The sequence below is a fragment of the Bacillus sp. KS1 genome (genome assembly GCF_020075515.1).
Classification (GTDB): domain Bacteria; phylum Bacillota; class Bacilli; order Bacillales; family Bacillaceae; genus Bacillus; species Bacillus velezensis.
Map to the genome: position 1 here is coordinate 561,846 of NZ_JACAWW010000004.1, position 20,020 is coordinate 581,865.

Below are 20,020 nucleotides of genomic sequence, written 5' to 3' on the forward strand. Positions count from 1 at the left end.
TTACATCACATGTGAAAAAATATAACTGAAAATTCCGCAAATAACATTGGTCGCTGTCGACAATAATCGTTTTGATTTTTGAGCACATTACACAAAAAAAGAGACGGGGAGAGCCCGTCTCTTTTTTTGCGCCTGTTAAGAGGCTTTTTTGAGGAGAACCGAAAACCGGAACGCCATCAAAAGGCTTACGGCGCCGACAACGATAAGAATCGTGCCGAGCATATGAAAATGGCCGGCGGTAATTTCTTTTCCGAAAAGAATGCCCAAAATGACAGAAGACAAAATCGAACCGAGATACCGGCAGGTCTGAAACAGGCCGGACGTTGTTCCGACCATGTCGGCAGGGCTCGTTTTCAGCATGGCCGCCTGAAACGTGACATTTCCGAAGCCGTAGCCGACACCCAGCACGGACAGGATCAGCCCTTTTCCTATCATAGGCGCCTGAAGAAAGAAAAACGTTAACAGCACCGCCCCGATCGCGGTCAGGCAGGTTCCGGCAACAATCGGCTGAAGAAGCCCTTTCTTATCTATCCATTTTCCGGTCAGGGGCGACACCAGAATACTCATGCCCGACATAAACAGCATAATCAATCCGCTTGTCTGAACGGACAAATGCATTTCATCCTGAAAATAGCTCGGAAGCCCGAAAAAGATGCAGTAAAAGAATATATTCAGCAAAATAAATTGAATATACACCGACGATAGTTTCCGATGCGTTTTAAACAGCCTGACATCAATAAACGGCTTCTCTGTTTTCAGCTCGCGCCAGATAAAGAGCCCGACAAACAAAAGCCCTAATACGCCTTCTGTATAGTGAGGCTTCGTACTGAAGGACAATAAAAACGACAGGAGAAGGATAATCGCTCCGGCAAACAGGAGTATCCCGATCGTATCAAGCTGGCGGAGCACGCCTTTCAAGCCGCCGATCTCGCGTTTTTCATCTTTCGGAAACATATACATTCCGAGAAAAAAGCTGAGAATGATAAACGGCAGATTGACGAAAAAGATTGCCGGCCACCCTCCCCAAACGATCAGAAAACCGCCGAGAGTGGGACCGAGCGCCGTCATGGCTGATGCAAAGATTGACAGGACGGCCAGCGCCGAAGCCTGCTTCTCCTGTATATTTGAACGGATCAATCCGACGCCGGACGGATATATCGCGCTGCTTCCGATCGATTGAAAAAGCCGCATGATCAGCAAAGTCATAAAAGTCGGCGCAAACGGCGCGCCGACCGCCGAGACGGCAACAAGCAGGAGCCCGATCAAAAACAACTTCTTCCTGCCGAGCATATCACCGAGCTTCCCGGTAACAGGCTGCGCCACCGCGCTGGCCAGATAAAAGGACGATATCAGCCAGGACACCGTTGTAAACGACAGGTGAAATTCATGCTGAATACTGTGAAGCGCAAGAGAAATCATCGATGAGTTCAATGGGTTCAGCATCGTCCCCGAAGCCACGGCTGTCAAAAACAGGACGCGGCTTTTTTTGGAGAATATCATTTTGTCTGTGCGATAAATTCTTCCGTCGTCCGGCTTCTGCCGATTTTCGGGAAGATAAACTTGAGTGTCGCTTCGTGCTGTTCATCGCTGAATGTCGCCATCGCGTCAGTTACGAAAACTTGCTGATACCCGAGCTGAAAAGCTTCCCGTGCCGTGCTTTCCACACCGATGTTTGTCGCAATCCCGCATAGCACAATCGTGTCGATTCCCCGTCTTCTGAGCTGAAGGTCCAGGTCCGTGCCGAAAAACGCGCCCCACTGCCGTTTTGTTACCGTATAATCGTTTTCTTTCACTCCGATTTCAGGCACAAATTCAGCCCAATCCGCCGGCGGAGCCGAATGGCCCGCCGCCTCTTCATCCGTCAGCGGCTTCAGCGCATCCGCTCCGTCATGAAAATCCACGTTCACAAAGCTGATAAATCCGCCTTTTTCCCGGAACACATCAATTAATTTTTTCGCGTTCGGCACAACGGTACCGCTTTTATCCATCGGCACAATGCCTTTTTGTAAATCAATAATGACCAAAGCCGTTTTTTCAAATTGCAGATTTAATGATGTTGTCATAATGATTCCTCCTGATGCAGTTAGTGTTTCTCACCCCGTTTATTTTACTCTTTCCCGGCCAGGATTTCTTCCGCCGTGCTCCGGCGCTCTTTTTATGGATATAAAGTCGCACGGCACCCATTTGAAAAAGCAGTATTATGAACGCAAAAAACCATGTCAGATAACCTTACACGAAAATGTTTTATCGTTCTTTTTTCTCTATAATAATGAATTAATCACAATTACATTCTGAATGAGACGGAGGAATACAACATGCAGATGGGCGATACAGTATTTATGTTCTTTTGCGCTTTACTCGTGTGGCTGATGACCCCCGGGCTGGCTTTGTTTTACGGCGGAATGGTAAAAAGCAAAAACGTGCTCAGCACGGCGATGCATAGTTTTTCTTCTCTCGCCATCGTATCCGTCGTTTGGGTTTTGTACGGATATTCACTTGCTTTTGCCCCCGGGAATACATGGCTTGGCGGGATTGAATGGGCGGGGCTGAAGGGGGTCGGCTTTGAACCCGGAAGTTATAGTGATACGATCCCGCATTCCTTGTTCATGATGTTCCAAATGACGTTTGCCGTACTGACAACGGCCATTATTTCCGGAGCATTTGCTGAACGCATGAGATTCAGTGCTTTTCTTGTATTTTCCTTTTTGTGGGCTTCCCTCGTATATACCCCCGTTGCGCACTGGGTATGGGGCGGCGGCTGGATCGGCCAAATGGGCGCTCTTGACTTCGCAGGCGGAAACGTCGTCCACATTTCTTCCGGGGTCGCCGGGCTTGTGCTGGCGATTGTGCTCGGGAAACGCAAGGACGGCACGGCGGCTTCCCCTCACAACTTAATTTACACGTTCTTGGGCGGAGCGCTCATTTGGTTCGGATGGTTCGGCTTCAATGTCGGCAGCGCCCTCACGCTTGACAGTATCGCGATGTTTGCCTTCATTAACACAAACACCGCGGCTGCGGCCGGAATTATCGGCTGGATTTTAATCGAATGGATGCTGAACAAGAAACCGACCATGCTGGGTGCTGTATCAGGCGCTATTGCCGGGCTTGTCGCCATTACGCCGGCTGCCGGGTTCGTTACGCCGTTCTCTTCCATCGTAATTGGTTTCATCGGCGGGCTTGTCTGCTTCTGGGGCGTGTATTGGCTCAAAAAGACTTTCGGTTATGATGATGCGCTTGACGCTTTCGGCCTGCATGGGATCGGCGGGACATGGGGCGGCATCGCGACCGGTTTATTCGCCACCACTTCCGTCAATGACGGCGGGGCAAACGGGCTGTTTTACGGCGATCCGGGACTGCTCTGGAAGCAGATTGCGGCCATTGCGGCAACCTATGTATTTGTATTTATTGTCACTTTCGTTATCATTAAAATTGTAGGTCTGTTCATTCCCCTTCGCGCCAGTGAAGAAGAAGAGTCACTCGGGCTTGATTTAACGATGCACGGGGAAAAAGCATATCAGGACTTATAAAGTGAGGAGTGGCTTAGATGAGCGGTCAAATGTTCAAGGTAGAAATCGTTACGCGTCCGGCTAAGTTTGAAACATTGAAACAGGAACTCGGTAAAATCGGAGTCACATCGCTGACCTTCTCCAACGTACACGGCTGCGGCCTTCAAAAAGCCCACACCGAACTGTACCGCGGAGTCAAAATTGAAAGCAATGTGTATGAACGGCTGAAAGTGGAAATCGTTGTCAGCAAGGTCCCCGTTGATCAAGTGGTGGAAACGGCGAAAAAAGTGCTGAAAACGGGAGAGCCCGGAGACGGAAAAATATTCGTCTATGAAATCGGAAACACGATTAATATCCGCACCGGAGAAGAAGGACCAGAAGCTTTATAAACAGACAGAACGCCCGGAGACAGCATATCCCGGGCGTTTTTTTTTCGGACTCCATTAAAAAGAAGAAACCTTTTTTTCATGCGGGGCAGGACGCTTATGCTGTACGGGTTGTTTTTTTGCATATGTACTGATATTGACCAGTATGCCGCACAAAAACAGCGTCATAATCAATGAAGAACCGCCGTAGCTGATAAACGGAAGCGGCACACCCGTAACCGGGAGAAGTCCGCTCATCGCACCCAAATTCAATACAACCTGAAACATTAATTGAAACGTAATTCCGATGGCAAGAAGCTTCCCGAACGGGTCATCAGCCCGCACGGCCGTTTTTACGCCGAGAAGCATTAACGCAAAATATAATCCCAAAACGATCAGAACACCGAATATCCCCAGCTCTTCGCTGATCACGGCCATAATGAAATCGGTATGCGCCTCAGGCAGATAGTTCATTTTTTCAACACTGTTTCCAAGTCCTCTTCCGAAAAACCCGCCTCCGGAAATAGCAAAATAGGATTGAATCAGCTGATAGCCGTCCCCGTTCGCATCACCAAACGGATTGGTAAAGGAAACGAGGCGCTTCACACGATAGGAAGCGGAAAATGCGAGATAAACAACCCCGGACACCGCCGTCGCGCCGAGCACGAACAGATGGCGCTTTTTCAAGCCGGCACATAATAAAATCGACCCGCACGCCGCCAGGATTAAGGAAGCCGTCCCTAAATCAGGCTCCGCCAATGTCAGCAGAAAAGCGGTCCCCAAAATCACTAAAGGCGGCAGAACCCCTTTCACGAATTGATGAATGTACGGCTGCTTTTTCGTATAAATCGAAGCGAAATACAAAATCATGGCGATCTTCGCCAATTCAGACGGCTGTACGACAAGCGGGCCCGCTCCCAGCCACCTGCGGGAAAAATTCCGCTCCAGCCCGATTCCCGGTATCAATACGAGCAGCAGCAATACCAGCGAACCGACCACAAACAGCGGTACAAGCCGCGCATACCGCTTATACGGCAGACAGGCGGCAAATAGAAATAAGCATAATCCGATCAGTAAAGAGGTACTTTGTTTATGGAAGAAATAGGATGGATCTCCGTACCGCTGAGACCCCATCACATCACTGGCGCTGTACACCATTAACAAGCCGAATCCGCAAAGCAGCATAATGACAAACACAAGCGGCAGATCGGCGTTTTTCAAACGTTTCAGCAACGGACAAAACTCCTTCGGCTATTCTTTTCCCGCATACTTGACGCACAGTAATACAGTCACGTTTCATTCTGTTTACTTTTTTATGATTATTTTTAATACCAATTGTGTCTCATAGAAAAAAGCATTACACTGTTCATATAAAATAAAGATAAAAGGTGATATTTGTGAATTACGAACTATTTAAAGCGATCAATGGTTTGTCGCACCATAGCGCCATTCTCGACTCTATCATGGTATTTATAACGGAATACGCCATTTACGCCTACGCCCTTTTCCTGCTTGCCATGTGGCTGTTCGGAAGCACAAAAGGCAGACAAAACGCCCTGTACGCGGGCTTCACGGGTGTTGCGGCGCTTATCATCAACTACCTCATCACGAAAGTCTATGTCGAGCCGCGCCCCTTTGTCGAGCATACGGTTCATACGCTGATCCCTCATGCCGCGGATGCTTCATTTCCGAGTGACCATACGACAGGCGCTTTGGCGATTTCAATTGCGATTCTGTTCCGCAACAAAAAACTCGGCTGGCCGCTTGTGATTTTCGGCCTTTTGACCGGCTTCTCAAGAATTTGGGTCGGCCACCATTATCCGATCGATGTGCTCGGAAGCATTATCGTTTCCCTCATTGTCGGATTCCTGCTGTTCAGATTTTCAAATGTGCTTCGTCCGATTGTCGATCTGATCGTGCGAATCTATGAAAGTATCGTTCATAAAAGCAAATCGACAAACCATAATATATAAAAAAAGCCGGCGTCTGTCACAGACTGCCGGTTTTTGTATGTTTGGCTGTATGCTTTTTCCTTTGTAAAGCACAGAATGCGGCAATGCCGAGACTGTCAATCAGCACATCGCGGAGGCATCCGTTTCTGCCGAAAAAGAGCTGGACGATTTCTGTCAGGAAAGCGGCGGCCAATGCATACAGCACCGCCCTCTTCATGCGCCTGCGCTCCCTGAAAAACAAATAGGCGAGCACAAAAAATGAAAACGCGTGCCCAAGCTTTTGAATCGCCGCCTCCGGTATGGCGAGCTCCGCCATATCGAACACAAAGAAACCGGACACATCCGGATGGGGCGTGAAACGAAAGGACACCGTCTGCGACACAATCATATCGTGAAAGCTTTCAGTCAAAGCAGAAACGAAAACAAAGACGAGCCACCCGGCCGCCAGACATTTATTCATTCAGCATCTCCTTCGTTTTCTACTAGTATAAAGGCACATGCGGCAATATGAAAAGCGCCTATCAGAGCTGATAGGCGCTTTGGGATCAAGATTACTTGCCCGAATCTTTCATTGAGCCGTCATCTTTACCATCTGTCTTGTCTTTTGTGCCGTCCTCTTTGTCACCTGGTTTTTCTTCGGTTTCTTTTTTAGGCGTCACATCTTTTTTCTCGGAAGATTGCTGAATTGCCCCTTCCGTTTCTTCTGTCACAGCGTTTTTCTCTTCAGCCGCCGCTTTTTCAATAGATGTTACCGGCTTGTCCATAAAATTGAGCGGGTTCATCGCTACGCCGTCCTTGCGGATTTCAAAGTGCACGTGATTTCCGCTTTCTTCACTGTAAAGGTTTTTTCCGGATTTACCGATGACCTGGTTCTGCTTTACTTTGTCGCCCTGATCCACGCTGACTTCAGATAAAGACTGATAGACAGTAGACAGGCCGTCTGAGTGTTCAATTTCAACCACATACCCCAGTACCGGGTCTTTAGCAGCTTTAACAACCGTACCGCTCAGAGAAGCAGAAACATCAAATGATTTTCCGTCTTTCTCAGCTAAGTCAATTCCTTTACTGAGGCTGTACGTGTTATTATAGTTAACAAGTGCTGCTTCTTTCTCTTTTTTTGCGGCATCAGTTTCATAAAACTTTTTCACAACAGAAACATTTTCAGAATGAGCAGCCGGCATTGCGACGTTTTCCATTGACTTGCCTACTTCGACGGCATCGTCTTTGCCGCTGTCATACGCGGAGTTTCCGCCGTTGTTCGTCAGATTGTCCTTCACATCATTCGAAACGGATTGATACCAAAGGACAGCTGTTAAAATGACGGCCGCACTGACTAAGTAGATTGCAGGGAATATCCAGCGTTTGCGAAAAAACCGCTGAAGTTTTTTGACTTGAGAAGTTTTCTTTTCTTCCTCTCTCATTTGTTCATCACCTCAGCAACATTCTGAACACTTTTCTGAAAATATATACACATCCATAAAAAACTTTTTTGGAAATAGTATGTGCAGATTGCACTTATTTATGTAATGAAATGTGAAGGGAGATCCCGGAATATGAATTTGACCCTGCGCAAAGCCGTATTGGAGGATTTAGATGCGGTGGTGGCCATTTACAACTCGACGATTGCCTCACGAATGGTAACGGCTGATACGGAAGAAGTGACGCCCGCAGACCGGATGGATTGGTTTTTGCGGCACACGGACCGGCGCCCGCTGATGGTCGCGGAAGATGAAACCGGCAAAGTGGCGGCCTGGATCAGCTTTGAAACGTTTTACGGCCGTCCGGCCTATGACAAAACGGCGGAGATCAGCATCTATCTGCATCAGGATTGCCGCGGCAAAGGAGCAGGAAGCTTTCTGCTGAAAGAAGCCCTGGCACTCGCTCCGGCAATCGGCATCCGCAGCCTGATGGCTTTTATCTTCGGACATAATGTGCCGAGCATTAAGCTGTTTGAAAAATTCGGTTTTACCGAATGGGGCGTATTCCCGGGTATCGCCGAAATGGACGGAAAACGATATGACTTGAACATTTTAGGGAGAGAACTGTCATGATCACCATCGATAAAGACAAAGACGAAAACCAGCCGCTCAATAAAAAAACCCGTTCCCTTGCCGACATCGCCAAATGGGGAAAGATCACCGCCGTGTTTCTGATCATCACGGGCTCTCTTTCCGCTCTGTCAGCGATTGTGACGCTGCTTGGAGCCATTCCGGGGGTTCTGCTCATCATTTCCGGCGTCATGCTGATGCGCTCGGCAAAAGCGGCTGCCGCTCTTCAGGAAGGACTAGAAGAAAACGCGGAAGAAAATATGCTTGCACATTACGCGTCATTTATCAAAATGCAGTTTTTTTATGCGGCATCCAGTGTGGTATTGGGCATTCTCGCTTTTATTTTAGTCGTCATCTTCGCTGTCATCGGAATTATCGCTTATCACAGCACTGATACGTATGACACGCCTGATTCATATTACTATGAGAACGACCCGGTGTTTGAATGACAAAAAGAGCTGATCGCGCGTCAGCTCTTTTTTAATAAAGCATTTCTTTTTTCCGGTCTTCTTCCGTTAAAAATTCAATAAAGCTCTTCATCGCAGACGGCTCCTCGGCAATCAGCCGGGTATAGGCGCTTTTCCGTTCCTCGGACAGAATATCGCTTTTTCTGATTCTGTTCAGCATATAAAGACGGATCGTTTTTTGCACCTGTTTCCGCTGATAGCCGGCTTCCTTAAACAACGCAAGACCCAAGGCCGCAAGGAGTGCAAAAATGCCGGCCGACACGAGAGCTCCTCTCCCGGAAGGGGCCTGAATCAAAAGCGATGCCAGATGAAACAGACTAAAAGCGGCGAGCGGGAAAGCAAGAAAACGGTAAATGATGCTTTTTTTCATCAGCGGCGCAATGGCGATTTGTATTTTCTGAATTTCTTTTTTTATGAATCCCGGCAATTGTTCCGCATGCTCCAGCTTCATGCCCTCTCCCCTTTGCTGTCATTTTTGTCTTCTTTTTCATATATGCATATTTTAACGCACCCGGAACTTTCTTTGAAAGAAAACTGCATTCATCTTTGATTCCGGCTCTTTATTCTTTCAAAATGTCAATGTTATAATTTGAAATGGGAATCAGATTGCTGCACTTGTCGGAATACTAATGGGCACAGTCTTGATAAATATGATATAGCGGGGTTGCAAAGTGAGCATTTCATTTATTTTATTCGGATTTTTTTTCGTTTTAAATATACTTTTGGCCGTCATCATGATTTTCAAAGAAAGACGCGATGCCAGCGCTTCATGGGCTTGGCTCTTGGTTCTTTTTTTTATTCCCATTTTAGGGTTTATTTTATACCTGTTATTCGGCCATAACCTGAGACGCAAGCATCTGTTTCAATGGGAAGACCGTAAAAAAATCGGGATTGAAAAGCTGCTGAAGTCTCAGCTGAAAGATCTGAAGTCGAGGCAATTCCAATTTAACAACAGAGCGACTGTGGATAATAAAGACCTCATCTATATGCTTGTCATGAACAACCACGCAGTCTTTACAGAGGATAATTCGGTGGAGATTCTGACGGACGGGCGCGATAAGTTCAAACGCTTAATGAAGGACATTTCCAACGCAAAAGATCACATTCACCTTCAATACTATATTTATAAAGGTGATGAACTGGGAAAAAAATTGCGCGATGCCTTAGTGAAAAAAGCACGCGAAGGCGTAAAAGTCAGAGTGTTATATGATGAACTCGGTTCAAGATCACTCAGAAAAAAATTCTTCAAACCGCTGCGGGACGCCGGCGGCCATGTGGAAGTCTTTTTTCCTTCCAGGCTTCGTCCGATTAATTTGCGGCTCAATTATCGGAATCACCGCAAGCTCGTCATCATTGACGGCGAAACCGGCTATGTCGGCGGCTTTAACGTCGGAGATGAGTATCTCGGCCTGAATCCGAAATTCGGCTACTGGCGCGATACGCACCTCAGGCTTCAAGGCACGGCGGTACACGCCATTCAGACACGGTTTATCCTCGATTGGAACCAAGCCTCCCATCATCATACGCTCACATACGTTCCGAATCATTTTCCGGAATGCGAGCCGAAGGGCAATGTCGGGATGCAGATTGTCACGAGCGGACCGGATTCAGAATGGGAACAAATTAAAAACGGCTATATCAAGATGATCTCAACGGCCAAACGGTCAATCCTGATTCAGACGCCTTACTTTATTCCTGACTCAAGTCTTTTAGATGCCCTCAGGATCGCCTGTCTGTCAGGCATCGACGTCAAAATCATGATTCCGAACAAGCCGGATCACGCTTTCGTTTACTGGGCGACTTTATCTTACATCGGCGACCTTTTGAAAGCCGGAGCCTCAGTCTACATTTATGACAACGGCTTTATTCATGCAAAAACGATTGTCGTCGATGATGAGACGGCTTCAGTCGGTACGGCGAATATCGACGTAAGAAGCTTCAGACTTAATTTTGAAGTCAACGCCTTTATTTATGACGTCACCATCGCGAAAAAACTCATTTCCTCATTTAAAGAAGATCTGCTCGTCTCCAGAAAATATACGTATGAAGAATATCAGGAGCGTTCGCTGCGGATCCGCATTAAAGAATCAATTTCAAGACTTCTTTCGCCGATTTTGTAATTCCCGGGGTATTTCTCGGGAATTTTCTAATATAAAAACGGGCACGGCACGAAAAAACACATTTTATATTCAAAAGAATGACCGAATAGTGTATAAATGAAAAGTGAGTATTTTTTTGTAAAGGAGTGCCATAGTTTGAAACCTGAATCAGTGAATCGTTCGCTTATTTCTATTTCGAAATGGGGAAAAGCGACAGGTATTTTATTTATTATCATGGGTGCGTTTGCGGCGCTGTCGGGCGCGTTTTTCTTTTTAATCGGAGCCATTCCCGGCGTTTTGCAGATCATTGCCGGCATTTTTCTGATGCGCTCGGCAAATGAAGCGGGACAGATGGCGGAGCAGTTCAATGAACTGACAGAGGAACATATGCTGGAGAATTATGCAAAGTTCGTGAAAATGCAGGGGATCTACCTGATTGTGACGGTCGGTTTGTCCGTTCTTGGTATTGTTCTCTTCATTGTCCTCATGACGCTCGGCATCATGGACGGCGTGTTTAATAATATTGATGCCAATACATATTAAAAAGGAAAATCCCGGCGCATCCGCCCGGGATTTTTTCTTATTCCGCTTCTTCGACAACGGGAAAGTTTTTCTGCTTTGGATTTGCCAATACAGCGATGGCATAATGGCGCAGCTGAAACGCTGTCTGCAGATATTCTTTCAGACATTCCGGCTTCAGCCAGACTGTCGCCGTCACATCAAAAAAGCTTTTCCTCAGAGTTTCAACTGAAATCACTCAATTGTTCGACTGTTCCTGATCAGGTTTAGAAGCAAGAATTGTGATTCTGCAAAATAAGGATAAAAGCCATGGTGGAACAAGACCGCTTATCATACAGTTTTTTGGGCCTTTGTAATTAAATTACAATTGTTCTTAATATTCACTCATGTATTCATGCTATTATATTGAAAGGAACGATCAAAAGCGTTGGCGTTCGTTAAATATTTACGAGTGCTGCCTCATATCAAAGTCAGAAAAAATAGTATAGGAGGTAACATATGTTTAAGTTTAAAAAGAAATTCTTAGTTGGATTAACGGCAGCTTTCATGAGTATCAGCATGTTTTCGGCAACCGCCTCTGCAGCTGGCACAGATTACTGGCAAAATTGGACTGATGGGGGCGGAACAGTCAACGCAGTCAATGGATCTGGCGGGAATTACAGTGTTAATTGGTCTAATACCGGAAATTTCGTTGTTGGTAAAGGCTGGACTACAGGCTCGCCATTTAGAACAATAAACTATAATGCCGGAGTCTGGGCGCCGAATGGCAATGGATATTTGACTTTATATGGCTGGACGAGAGCACCTCTCATCGAATATTATGTAGTGGATTCATGGGGTACTTACAGACCTACCGGAACGTATAAAGGTACTGTAAAGAGTGATGGGGGTACTTATGACATATATACAACGACACGTTATAACGCACCTTCCATTGATGGCGATAACACTACTTTTACGCAGTACTGGAGTGTTCGCCAGTCGAAGAGACCAACCGGAAGCAACGCTACAATCACTTTCAGCAATCATGTTAACGCCTGGAAGAGCCATGGAATGAATCTGGGCAGTAATTGGGCTTATCAAGTCTTAGCGACAGAAGGATATAAAAGCAGCGGAAGTTCTAATGTAACAGTGTGGTAACAGCTCATCTTTAATTAGGGGCAGCTAACGGGCTGCTGATCGTTCCTTGAGAAATTTTATAATGATTGTTAAGAGGCGAACGGTTTCGGCATTGCTGGAGGCAGGATATTCTCCATCAGTTTTCGCGTATTAAAATAAGAGTGCCGTCATTTTTCGGTAACCCGCTTACAACAGACACCTTCACATAAGCCTTAAGCAAAATAAAAATATCCCGGTTACCACCTCCTTTAGTTCATTAAACAGATCGCAACCCCGCATCCAGGCTTGCCTCAATATGGAGCCAAAACCGTGGTTTCCTCATTATCACTTGCAACCATTTTTGTTACACCAATAGCGGCATGAACCCATCTCTTTTTAACAAAAGAGATGATTCATTACATCATAAAGGGACTTGCTCGCAAGTTCATTCTCCATTGACCGCTGTACGCTTCCGAACGTCTCATCGAGCGCGCGCTGAATATTTTTGCCGACCGGACAGTCGGGGTTCGGATTGTCGTGAACCGCAAAAAGCTCTTCCCTATTCTGCACCGCCCTGTAAACCTCTAAGAGGGTGATCTCCGACGGATCTTTTTTCAGGCTGGCTCCCGGAACACCCGCCCGGGATGTCAGAATACCCGCTTTTTTCAGCTGGCTGATCGTTCTCCGCACGACGACGGGATTGGTGTTTACGCTGCCCGCAATCATGTCCGATGACGCCCGTTCATCCGTTGAGATCAGCGATAGAATGTGAATGGCCACAGCAAGACGGCTGTTAATCATGTTTTTCACCACCGTTGTAACCACAATGGTTACATTTCATTTGTTTGTCAACTACTAATATACACTAAAACGGGCGGCAGGATGAAATCAAGTTGGCAATAGAGGTGTAAACAGGCCGGCGGGAAACCGGCCGGAGAGGGATTAAAATAAGAAATAACGCTGTCCGAGCGGAACATAGCTGACGGGCTGGCATGCCAGCTCTTCTCCGTCGGCGAACACCTGATAGGTTTTCGGATCGACTTGTATATTCGGCATCGCGTCATTCAGCTTCATGTCGAGCTTACTCAGCTTACGGATATTCCGTACGGGAGAAATCATTTTTTCAAGGCCAAGCTTTTCCGGCACACCGTTAGTGATACCGGCCTGGGACATAAATGTAATAGAGGTATTTCGGTTTGCTTTACCGTATGATGCGTACATCTGCCGCATAAACACGGGTTCAGGCGTCGGAATGGAAGCATTCGGATCTCCCATTTGGGCGCGGGCGATCATGCCGCCTTTGAGCACAAGTTCAGGTTTGACGCCGAAGAAAACCGGGTCCCATAGTACGAGGTCGGCGAGCTTTCCTTTTTCAACGGAACCGACTTCATGGCTCAGGCCGTGAGTGACGGCCGGGTTGATCGTGTATTTGGCGATATAGCGTTTGGCGCGCACATTGTCATTGCCATTTTCTCCTGATAGAGCGCCGCGCTGTTTTTTCATTTTATCGGCCACCTGCCATGTCCGGATAATCACTTCTCCCACCCTGCCCATCGCCTGTGAGTCAGATGACGTCATGCTGATCGCGCCGATATCGTGCAGAATATCCTCCGCCGCAATGGTGGCCGCTCTGATGCGTGAATGGCTGAACGCCACGTCTTCAGGCACTTTTGAATCTAAATGATGGCAGACCATCATCATATCAAGATGCTCGTCCATCGTGTTGACGGTATATGGAATCGTCGGCGTCGTAGAGGACGGCAGGATATTGGCGTAAGATGCGAGTTTCATAATATCCGGTGCGTGGCCTCCGCCGGCTCCCTCTATGTGATATGTATGGATAACCCGGTCGCCGATCGCATCAAGCGTATTTTCTAAAAAGCCCGCTTCATTTATCGTGTCTGTGTGAATCGCCACCTGAATGTCCGCCTCATCCGCGACTTCCATGCAAGCTTTAATGGCGCTTGGCGTTGATCCCCAATCTTCATGCAGCTTCAGGCCGATCGCTCCTGCTTCCACCTGCTCGATCAGCGGCGCTTTATCGGATGCATTCCCTTTTCCTAAGAAACCGACGTTGATCGGAAACTCCTCGGCCGCTTCCAGCATTCTCGACATGTACCATGCACCGGATGTACAAGTCGTCGCTTTACTTCCCGTCGCAGGACCTGTTCCGCCGCCGAGAAGCGTAGTCACGCCTGAAGAAAGCGCGACTTCCATCTGCTGCGGGCAGATAAAGTGGATATGCGTATCCACCCCGCCGGCCGTTACGATTTTCCCTTCGCCGGAAATGACTTCTGTTCCGGCACCGATAATCATGTGCGGGTCCACCCCATCCATCATATCAGGGTTGCCGCTTTTCCCGACGCCGACAATCCGGCCGTCCTTCACCCCGATATCCGCCTTGACGATTCCGGTATAATCCAGGATGACGGCGTTTGTAATGACCAGATCAAGCGCTCCGTCTTTCCCGGTGATACGCCCGTTCTGCCCCATGCCGTCCCGGATTGTTTTCCCTCCGCCGAAAATCATTTCTTCCCCGTAATTCGTGAAATCTTTTTCGACTTCAATCCATAAATCCGTATCTCCGAGTCTGACTTTGTCTCCCGTTGTCGGTCCGAACAGTTCTGCGTATTGCTCACGCGACATTTTCATCGGATCGCCTCCTCCATCCATCCGGCTTTTTTAAGATTTGACAGCGTCTTCTCTTTTCCCCGCTCATCCATGTACGTATCGGCCATGCCGTTGAGACCTCTGACCGTTTTTCGCCCTCCGATTTCCACGAGCGTGACGGTTTTCTCTTCTCCCGGTTCAAAACGGACAGATGTGCCTGACGGGATATCAAGGCGCATGCCGATGGCTTTGTCCCGATTGAAGGAAAGGGCGCCGTTGGCTTCGGCAAAATGAAAATGCGATCCGACCTGCACTGACCGCGTTCCGTTATTGGTGACTGACACCTCCAGCGTCTTCCGGCCTTCGTTAATGGTGATGGTCCCCTTTGCGACTTGAATCGCTCCCGGCTTCATGACTTCACCTCCGCTTTGATCGGCTGATGAACGGTGACAAGCTTAACCCCGTCCGGGAACGTCGCTTCCACCTGAATGCTGTCCAGCATTTCCGCAACGCCTTCCATAACGTCTTTTTCCGTCAATACATTGCGGCCGGATTCCATCAGCTCAGCAACGCTTTTTCCGTCTCTCGCGCCTTCCATCAGATAACAGGTCAAATATGCGGCGGCTTCGGGATAATTCAGCAGAACGCCGCGCGCCTTCCGCTGCTTAGCGAGCTCTCCCGCCGTAAAAATAAGCAATTTTTCTTGTTCAACCGGTGTCAGTTTCATCTGTATTCCCCCTTAGTGATAGTCAAACACAATCCGCATGGTCATACCGAAACGATGCAGGCGGCCGTCACCCCCTTCACCTCATGAAATGTTAAGTGATAAAAGTTATTCGACAGTGAACGGCCCGATTCCTTTTGCAGAAATGACCGATTTCTCATTTTTTTCTTCAACAAACGTTTAATTAAATGTGAAGAAAGGTTACATTCTTTGTGAATATTATAAAGAAATCGCCGGGGAATTTATAGAATATTTAAAAATTTAGTGAATATTAACCAAACGAACTGGAATTTTTGTCATTTCTCATAACAAAAAGCCCAAAATATTTTGGGCTTTTGCTGTGTTTCACGATCAAATTAATCATCACTGAGTTTATCTTTCGTTTTACCGACACCCTTTTGCAGGCTGCCTTTCGCTTTGTCTTTTTTCCCTTCCGCTTTTAAGTCGGACTTGTTTGCCATGTCGCCTGCTTTGTCCTTTGCTTCCCCTTTCATTTTGTTCATGCCGCCTTTTACTTTGTCTTTTAAACCGTTATCTTCACTCATGATCTCTTCAGCTCCTTTTGTTTTTGTGTACTTGTTTTCTTCCCTTTCAGCCTGATAGCAAACATTTCAACTCTCAATTATTGATTTCACAGCGTTCCCCGTAGCGGATCACTTTGTAAACGGCCAATCCGTCTGACAGCTTATTATCCCCGTATTGCACGGGCAGAAGAGCAAAGAAAACATAATAAGTTGAAAAATAGACAAATTGGTAAAAAAATAAGTTTGGCTCTAGGAAATCTTTTATGATCAGCAGATTTATTAAAAAGATAGAAGCGAGATTAAACAGACAGCCTCCGGAATAGACGAGCGCGCTCGTCAGACGGTTATCTATCCGCAATTCGCCGAACTTGCAGAAAGAATCTATGAAGTAGATACGCCGAACCTGAATCGGCCCTACTTTTAAAAGACGTTTCCCCATTCCGATATCCAACGACGCCTTGCCTCCGAACAGCATGGCCATAAAGCTGTGTCCCGACACATGGATGACAGACACCATCGGGAGAATGATGAGAAATGAAACGAAAAACTTTATCATATCATTAAATCCGAACAACAAATCCCTCCTTCCCATCGTACTTTTTTCCCTCTTTTGCGATTTTTCCGATTTTTTCTATGATCAAACGTCCTGATGTGCATAAAAAAATAACCATCTGCTGATCAGATGGTTAAGAAAAATTATATATCGTATAAACACTGTTCTTTTTGAATGTTTTCTCTCATGCGAATCGCTTTTTCATAAAAATACGCCGCTTCTTTATATTGCTCATGTGCGCTTGTGTAAACGGCGGCCTCCAAGGCGAAATCTTCAATATACACATACAGCGATTTTTCATTCATATAGTCAAACACTTCATGGATTAAATCCATATTGAGTGACTCCAAATAAAGCGCTTGTAAAAACTTATACTTCTCTAAACTGAATCGGTCGCCGCGTTCTTTCGCGATCATGATCCCTCTTTCATAATAGGTGAGGGCCGCTTGATCATCATGCAGCCTGAAAAGGGTGTGCGTTAAGCTGAACAGCGCCTTCGGAAGCTGTTCAAGCTGATGCTCTTCAAAAACGGGAACCGCTTTTCTAAAGTACCGGGCCGCTTCATCCAGATCCCGCTTTTCAGCATAACAATTCCCCAGATTGTAAAGCGAAGACCCGATCAGGCGGGGCTGTCCTTCAAGCAAAGAAAGGCGGAGGGCTTCGTCTAAATGCTCAAGCGCTTTGTCGTAGTTTTTGCAGTCGATGTAGTTTCCTGAAATGACGAAATGGCATTGAATTCTCCGCACTCTGTAAAAATCGTGTTTCATATACGTATCCAGCGCCTGAATCCCGTGATTCATGGAAAAATGAGTCTGCTTCATGACGTAAAACACTTCAGACATCTTGAAATGGAATTCCGCCCTCTCTATATCATCCTCGACAAATGAAAGGAGTTTTTCCGCTTTCCGGTAAAAAGAAATAGCCGCAACATAGTTATTGTGATCGAATTCATACATCCCTCTGAACAAATGGAAATAATACTCAGACAGTCCCGATATGCTGTCCGTGCTTTCGATCGTCTTTTGCAGCTCGCTGTACTGAATCTGTGATTGTTCGGTGCATTCCGGCTTGACGTAATCAAGCATAATATGATGGCGGTAGCTGATCAGCTGATAATATAACAGCAGCAGCTGGTCTTCCTCCATACGTTGTATATCCTCATCAATTTCCTCTTTCAGCTTTATGGCATCAGCCGCTTGAAACGCTAAAATGTGCTTGTACCATTTGTTGATCTTGACTCCAACTTGAGATGACGGAATCTCGTATGCGGTCATGCCCCTTTCACAACCTTTTCTAATTTCTATTGGTTATATTTTAACATATTGTATGGCTTTGGAATTGCATAACTTGATTGTCCTGCATCAAAATTCCTATCATATATTTCGGCTGTTACCGGTATTTTTTGAACAGACCGCTCTCATAATGTGAATAAAAAAGCCTGCCCTTGTCCGGGCAAGCTTTTCTTCATCCGCCTATATAAGACATTTCCACTTTCTTTTTCCCATCCGTTTTAGAAAGCGCGCGGTCAATTGAATACTGATCCGCGCGATTTCTCCAGACAGAAGCGATGGATTCCGTCAATTCATCATCGGTCAGACCGCCGCGCACGAGTTTCCGAACATCATAGCCGCTTGACGCAAACAGGCACGTAAACAGCTCGCCTCTCGCCGACAGGCGCGCTCTGTTGCAGGAGGCGCAGAATGCATCCGAGACGGAGGAAATCACGCCGATTTCGCCGGAACCGTCAAGATAGCGGAACCTGGAAGCGACCTCTCCTTTATAATTCGCTTCTATCGGCTCCGTCGGCATGTGCTGGTTGATCAGATCAATAATTTCGGCCTTCGTGATCACGTCTTTTTTATTCCATTGATTCGTATTGCCTACATCCATAAATTCAATAAACCGGAGAATATGACCTTTTTCTTTAAAATAGCGGGCCATCGGCAGGATATCTTTTTCATTGACGCCCTTTTGAACAACCATATTGATTTTCACACCGAGTCCGGCCGCTTTTGCCGCCTCAATGCCCTCAAGCACCTTGTTCACCGAAACGCCGCGGCCGTTAATGGCCTTAAACCGCTCATTCTCTAAAGAATCGAGGCTGACTGTCACTCGATGCAGCCCCGCCTGCTTCAGTTTTTCCGCATACACGGGAAGCAGAGAGCCGTTTGTCGTCATCGCGATATCTTTAAGTCCGGGGATGCGCGCAAGTTTTTTGATCAATTCAGGCATATCTTTTCTCATGAGCGGCTCTCCGCCCGTCAGCCTGATTTTTTCAACGCCGAAGCGGCCGACAAACAGCTTCGCAAGCCGCTCAAGCTCCTCGAAGGAGAGCAATTCCGTCTTTTGTAAAAATGGATAATCCGGTCCGAATAATTCGGCTGGCATACAGTACGTGCATCTGAAGTTGCAGCGGTCGGTTACAGAGATACGAAGATCCCTGAGCGGCCTTTCCTTTTTGTCTGTCACCCGGCGCGTTTCTGTATTCATAAGCCCAAGACCCCTTTCTATTGTTCAACCCGTTCAGGATGTGTGTATACGTTAAATGATCCGTTTCTGACAAAACCGATCGCGGTGATGTTCAGCTCTTCCGCCATTTGCAGCGCGAGCTCCGTCGGCGCCGATTTTGAAATGACAATCGACACGCCGATTTTTGCGGCTTTTAATAAAACCTCTGAGGAAATCCGGCCGCTGAAGACGATCAGCTTGTCACGGACGGGCATTCCGTTTTTCAAACAGCAGCCGTACAGCTTATCCAGCGCGTTGTGGCGCCCGATATCCGTCCTCATCAAGAGCAGCTTTTCCGTATCGCACAGCGCTGCATTATGGACGCCGCCCGTTTCCCGGAAGGTGCCGCTTCCGCTTTGCATCTCCTTCATCAGGCGAAGGCACGTCTCAGGAGTTATGGTAATCCGGCTGACGGCGGTTTTGGCCGTTTTCACATCCTGCTGAAAGTAAAAATGGCGGCCTTTCCCGCAGCATGAACCGATGACCCTCTTCGTATAGTCTTTTTGCTCAAGCACTCCGGGATTCGTCAGTTCAACATATGCGAACCCGAGACTTTCATCTATAGTAAAGCTTTTGATCTCTTTTTCAAAACGAATGACGCCTTCTGATGCGAGAAATCCGATGACGAGTTCCTCTAAATGGTCAGGCGTGCAGACGAGCGTAACAAATTCCTGCCCGTTCACCATGACGGTAAGCGGATACTCTGAAACCATCCGATCTGCCGTCTTTGTTAATACCCCTTTTTCATAGCGGTATATGTCTCTTACCGCTGTTGTTTTTTCATCCACTGTTTTCCCCTCCGCAGTATCCTTCTCTTTTATTCTTCCACAATCCCTGTATTTTGTCGAATTTGCGGTTTAAAAAAAGAGCCCTCTTCGGACTCTATGTTTCATTGCGATGATGTCTGCTCAGAATGGTGAATAAAATAACTGCGGCGATAATGGCCAATATACTGACGAATATGAAGGCGGCAAGCTTCAGAAAAATCCCTATCAGAACAAAAACGACTGCCGCCAGCACCAATATAATGCCTGCTCCTTTTAACAA

General features: G+C 46.9%; 25 protein-coding genes. 8 read left to right on the forward strand and 17 right to left on the reverse strand.

Annotated elements, in window-relative coordinates:
- Nucleotides 1-135: 135 nt before the first annotated feature.
- Both HWY38_RS03180 and HWY38_RS03185 read right to left on the reverse strand, forming a co-directional pair.
- Entirely contained in the window at nt 136-1,497 is a 1,362-nt protein-coding gene (locus HWY38_RS03180) for an MFS transporter (RefSeq protein WP_224181415.1), read from the reverse strand.
- Nucleotides 1,497-2,063, reverse strand: coding sequence for an isochorismatase family protein (locus HWY38_RS03185; protein ID WP_007614320.1), 567 nt, complete (start codon nt 2,061-2,063; stop codon nt 1,497-1,499). Before HWY38_RS03185 ends, HWY38_RS03180 begins: the two co-directional genes overlap by 1 nt.
- A gap of 252 nt (nt 2,064-2,315) precedes the next feature.
- Here HWY38_RS03185 and HWY38_RS03190 point away from each other — a divergent pair, with 252 nt between their 5' ends.
- Both HWY38_RS03190 and HWY38_RS03195 read left to right on the forward strand, forming a co-directional pair.
- Nucleotides 2,316-3,527 carry an ammonium transporter gene (locus HWY38_RS03190; protein WP_003151223.1) on the forward strand — a complete coding sequence of 404 codons (1,212 nt, stop codon included), beginning with the start codon at nt 2,316-2,318 and terminating at the stop codon, nt 3,525-3,527.
- A gap of 17 nt (nt 3,528-3,544) precedes the next feature.
- Nucleotides 3,545-3,895, forward strand: a complete 351-nt coding sequence (locus tag HWY38_RS03195) for a P-II family nitrogen regulator (protein ID WP_014419080.1) — start codon at nt 3,545-3,547, stop codon at nt 3,893-3,895.
- 54 nt (nt 3,896-3,949) lie between these two features.
- Here the strand turns inward: HWY38_RS03195 and ftsW are convergent, their stop codons facing one another.
- Nucleotides 3,950-5,104 carry a putative lipid II flippase FtsW gene (gene ftsW, locus HWY38_RS03200; protein WP_224181257.1) on the reverse strand — a complete coding sequence of 385 codons (1,155 nt, stop codon included), beginning with the start codon at nt 5,102-5,104 and terminating at the stop codon, nt 3,950-3,952.
- 164 nt (nt 5,105-5,268) lie between these two features.
- Here ftsW and HWY38_RS03205 point away from each other — a divergent pair, with 164 nt between their 5' ends.
- A complete protein-coding gene (locus tag HWY38_RS03205; protein ID WP_003151220.1) occupies nt 5,269-5,844 on the forward strand; it encodes an undecaprenyl-diphosphatase in 576 nt (191 codons plus the stop codon).
- Nucleotides 5,845-5,860: 16 nt separating this feature from the next.
- Here HWY38_RS03205 and HWY38_RS03210 read toward each other — a convergent pair whose 3' ends face one another.
- Both HWY38_RS03210 and HWY38_RS03215 read right to left on the reverse strand, forming a co-directional pair.
- Nucleotides 5,861-6,283, reverse strand: a complete 423-nt coding sequence (locus HWY38_RS03210; protein ID WP_007407570.1) for a VanZ family protein — start codon at nt 6,281-6,283, stop codon at nt 5,861-5,863.
- A 91-nt stretch (nt 6,284-6,374) separates the two neighbouring features.
- The gene (locus HWY38_RS03215; RefSeq protein ID WP_007614325.1) at nt 6,375-7,244 is read right to left on the reverse strand and encodes a M23 family metallopeptidase; all 870 of its coding nucleotides are present in this window, start codon (nt 7,242-7,244) and stop codon (nt 6,375-6,377) included.
- 138 nt (nt 7,245-7,382) lie between these two features.
- On the opposite strand from HWY38_RS03215, the gene HWY38_RS03220 reads away from it, so the two are divergent.
- Complete coding sequence (locus HWY38_RS03220) at nt 7,383-7,874, forward strand: GNAT family N-acetyltransferase (protein WP_087920810.1); 492 nt, start codon at nt 7,383-7,385, stop codon at nt 7,872-7,874.
- The gene (locus HWY38_RS03225) at nt 7,871-8,320 is read left to right on the forward strand and encodes a DUF5362 family protein (RefSeq protein WP_032875976.1); all 450 of its coding nucleotides are present in this window, start codon (nt 7,871-7,873) and stop codon (nt 8,318-8,320) included. The genes HWY38_RS03220 and HWY38_RS03225 overlap by 4 nt, the downstream gene beginning before the upstream one ends.
- Before the next feature lie 31 nt (nt 8,321-8,351).
- Here HWY38_RS03225 and HWY38_RS03230 read toward each other — a convergent pair whose 3' ends face one another.
- Complete coding sequence (locus tag HWY38_RS03230) at nt 8,352-8,789, reverse strand: DUF5392 family protein (protein WP_014419085.1); 438 nt, start codon at nt 8,787-8,789, stop codon at nt 8,352-8,354.
- A gap of 220 nt (nt 8,790-9,009) precedes the next feature.
- Here HWY38_RS03230 and cls point away from each other — a divergent pair, with 220 nt between their 5' ends.
- Together cls and HWY38_RS03240 are read left to right on the forward strand one after the other, a co-directional pair.
- A complete protein-coding gene (cls, locus tag HWY38_RS03235) occupies nt 9,010-10,458 on the forward strand; it encodes a cardiolipin synthase (RefSeq protein ID WP_007407575.1) in 1,449 nt (482 codons plus the stop codon).
- Between the two features lie 135 nt (nt 10,459-10,593).
- The gene (locus HWY38_RS03240) at nt 10,594-10,980 is read left to right on the forward strand and encodes a DUF5362 family protein (RefSeq protein ID WP_032875973.1); all 387 of its coding nucleotides are present in this window, start codon (nt 10,594-10,596) and stop codon (nt 10,978-10,980) included.
- Between the two features lie 37 nt (nt 10,981-11,017).
- Here the strand turns inward: HWY38_RS03240 and HWY38_RS03245 are convergent, their stop codons facing one another.
- A complete protein-coding gene (locus tag HWY38_RS03245; protein WP_224181258.1) occupies nt 11,018-11,155 on the reverse strand; it encodes a hypothetical protein in 138 nt (45 codons plus the stop codon).
- A 299-nt stretch (nt 11,156-11,454) separates the two neighbouring features.
- Here HWY38_RS03245 and xynA point away from each other — a divergent pair, with 299 nt between their 5' ends.
- Nucleotides 11,455-12,096, forward strand: coding sequence for an endo-1,4-beta-xylanase XynA (gene xynA / locus HWY38_RS03250; protein ID WP_038460158.1), 642 nt, complete (start codon nt 11,455-11,457; stop codon nt 12,094-12,096).
- A 354-nt stretch (nt 12,097-12,450) separates the two neighbouring features.
- Here xynA and HWY38_RS03255 read toward each other — a convergent pair whose 3' ends face one another.
- From HWY38_RS03255 to HWY38_RS03300, 10 genes are all read right to left on the reverse strand, one after another.
- Nucleotides 12,451-12,855 (reverse strand): Rrf2 family transcriptional regulator, encoded by a 405-nt coding sequence (locus tag HWY38_RS03255; protein ID WP_224181259.1) that lies wholly within the window; start codon nt 12,853-12,855, stop codon nt 12,451-12,453.
- A gap of 141 nt (nt 12,856-12,996) precedes the next feature.
- A complete protein-coding gene (gene ureC, locus HWY38_RS03260) occupies nt 12,997-14,706 on the reverse strand; it encodes an urease subunit alpha (protein ID WP_224181260.1) in 1,710 nt (569 codons plus the stop codon).
- Nucleotides 14,703-15,077 carry an urease subunit beta gene (gene ureB / locus HWY38_RS03265; protein ID WP_003151199.1) on the reverse strand — a complete coding sequence of 125 codons (375 nt, stop codon included), beginning with the start codon at nt 15,075-15,077 and terminating at the stop codon, nt 14,703-14,705. Before ureB ends, ureC begins: the two co-directional genes overlap by 4 nt.
- Nucleotides 15,074-15,391, reverse strand: a complete 318-nt coding sequence (ureA, locus tag HWY38_RS03270) for an urease subunit gamma (RefSeq protein WP_003151198.1) — start codon at nt 15,389-15,391, stop codon at nt 15,074-15,076. Before ureA ends, ureB begins: the two co-directional genes overlap by 4 nt.
- A gap of 353 nt (nt 15,392-15,744) precedes the next feature.
- The gene (locus HWY38_RS03275; protein WP_003151197.1) at nt 15,745-15,933 is read right to left on the reverse strand and encodes a CsbD family protein; all 189 of its coding nucleotides are present in this window, start codon (nt 15,931-15,933) and stop codon (nt 15,745-15,747) included.
- Nucleotides 15,934-16,006: 73 nt separating this feature from the next.
- Nucleotides 16,007-16,486, reverse strand: coding sequence for a hypothetical protein (locus HWY38_RS03280; RefSeq protein ID WP_003151196.1), 480 nt, complete (start codon nt 16,484-16,486; stop codon nt 16,007-16,009).
- Nucleotides 16,487-16,608: 122 nt separating this feature from the next.
- Nucleotides 16,609-17,739 (reverse strand): tetratricopeptide repeat protein, encoded by a 1,131-nt coding sequence (locus tag HWY38_RS03285; RefSeq protein ID WP_003151195.1) that lies wholly within the window; start codon nt 17,737-17,739, stop codon nt 16,609-16,611.
- Nucleotides 17,740-17,929: 190 nt separating this feature from the next.
- Nucleotides 17,930-18,955: a GTP 3',8-cyclase MoaA gene (gene moaA / locus HWY38_RS03290; RefSeq protein WP_057080290.1), complete on the reverse strand. Its 1,026-nt coding sequence runs from the start codon at nt 18,953-18,955 to the stop codon at nt 17,930-17,932.
- A 17-nt stretch (nt 18,956-18,972) separates the two neighbouring features.
- Nucleotides 18,973-19,761: a formate dehydrogenase accessory sulfurtransferase FdhD gene (gene fdhD / locus HWY38_RS03295; RefSeq protein WP_014306001.1), complete on the reverse strand. Its 789-nt coding sequence runs from the start codon at nt 19,759-19,761 to the stop codon at nt 18,973-18,975.
- Nucleotides 19,762-19,855: 94 nt separating this feature from the next.
- A complete protein-coding gene (locus HWY38_RS03300; protein ID WP_003151191.1) occupies nt 19,856-20,020 on the reverse strand; it encodes a hypothetical protein in 165 nt (54 codons plus the stop codon).

Coding starts and splice junctions, on each gene's coding strand:
- HWY38_RS03210 (WP_007407570.1), bottom strand. CDS start 6,283: ATGAATAAATGTCTGGCGGCCGGGTGGCTCGTCTTTGTTTTCGTTTCT.
- HWY38_RS03285 (WP_003151195.1), bottom strand. CDS start 17,739: ATGACCGCATACGAGATTCCGTCATCTCAAGTTGGAGTCAAGATCAAC.
- HWY38_RS03195 (WP_014419080.1), top strand. CDS start 3,545: ATGAGCGGTCAAATGTTCAAGGTAGAAATCGTTACGCGTCCGGCTAAG.
- moaA (WP_057080290.1), bottom strand. CDS start 18,955: ATGAATACAGAAACGCGCCGGGTGACAGACAAAAAGGAAAGGCCGCTC.
- xynA (WP_038460158.1), top strand. CDS start 11,455: ATGTTTAAGTTTAAAAAGAAATTCTTAGTTGGATTAACGGCAGCTTTC.
- ureC (WP_224181260.1), bottom strand. CDS start 14,706: ATGAAAATGTCGCGTGAGCAATACGCAGAACTGTTCGGACCGACAACG.
- HWY38_RS03255 (WP_224181259.1), bottom strand. CDS start 12,855: ATGATTAACAGCCGTCTTGCTGTGGCCATTCACATTCTATCGCTGATC.
- HWY38_RS03275 (WP_003151197.1), bottom strand. CDS start 15,933: ATGAGTGAAGATAACGGTTTAAAAGACAAAGTAAAAGGCGGCATGAAC.
- HWY38_RS03190 (WP_003151223.1), top strand. CDS start 2,316: ATGCAGATGGGCGATACAGTATTTATGTTCTTTTGCGCTTTACTCGTG.
- HWY38_RS03215 (WP_007614325.1), bottom strand. CDS start 7,244: ATGAGAGAGGAAGAAAAGAAAACTTCTCAAGTCAAAAAACTTCAGCGG.
- ureB (WP_003151199.1), bottom strand. CDS start 15,077: ATGAAGCCGGGAGCGATTCAAGTCGCAAAGGGGACCATCACCATTAAC.
- HWY38_RS03225 (WP_032875976.1), top strand. CDS start 7,871: ATGATCACCATCGATAAAGACAAAGACGAAAACCAGCCGCTCAATAAA.
- ureA (WP_003151198.1), bottom strand. CDS start 15,391: ATGAAACTGACACCGGTTGAACAAGAAAAATTGCTTATTTTTACGGCG.
- HWY38_RS03230 (WP_014419085.1), bottom strand. CDS start 8,789: ATGAAGCTGGAGCATGCGGAACAATTGCCGGGATTCATAAAAAAAGAA.
- HWY38_RS03185 (WP_007614320.1), bottom strand. CDS start 2,063: ATGACAACATCATTAAATCTGCAATTTGAAAAAACGGCTTTGGTCATT.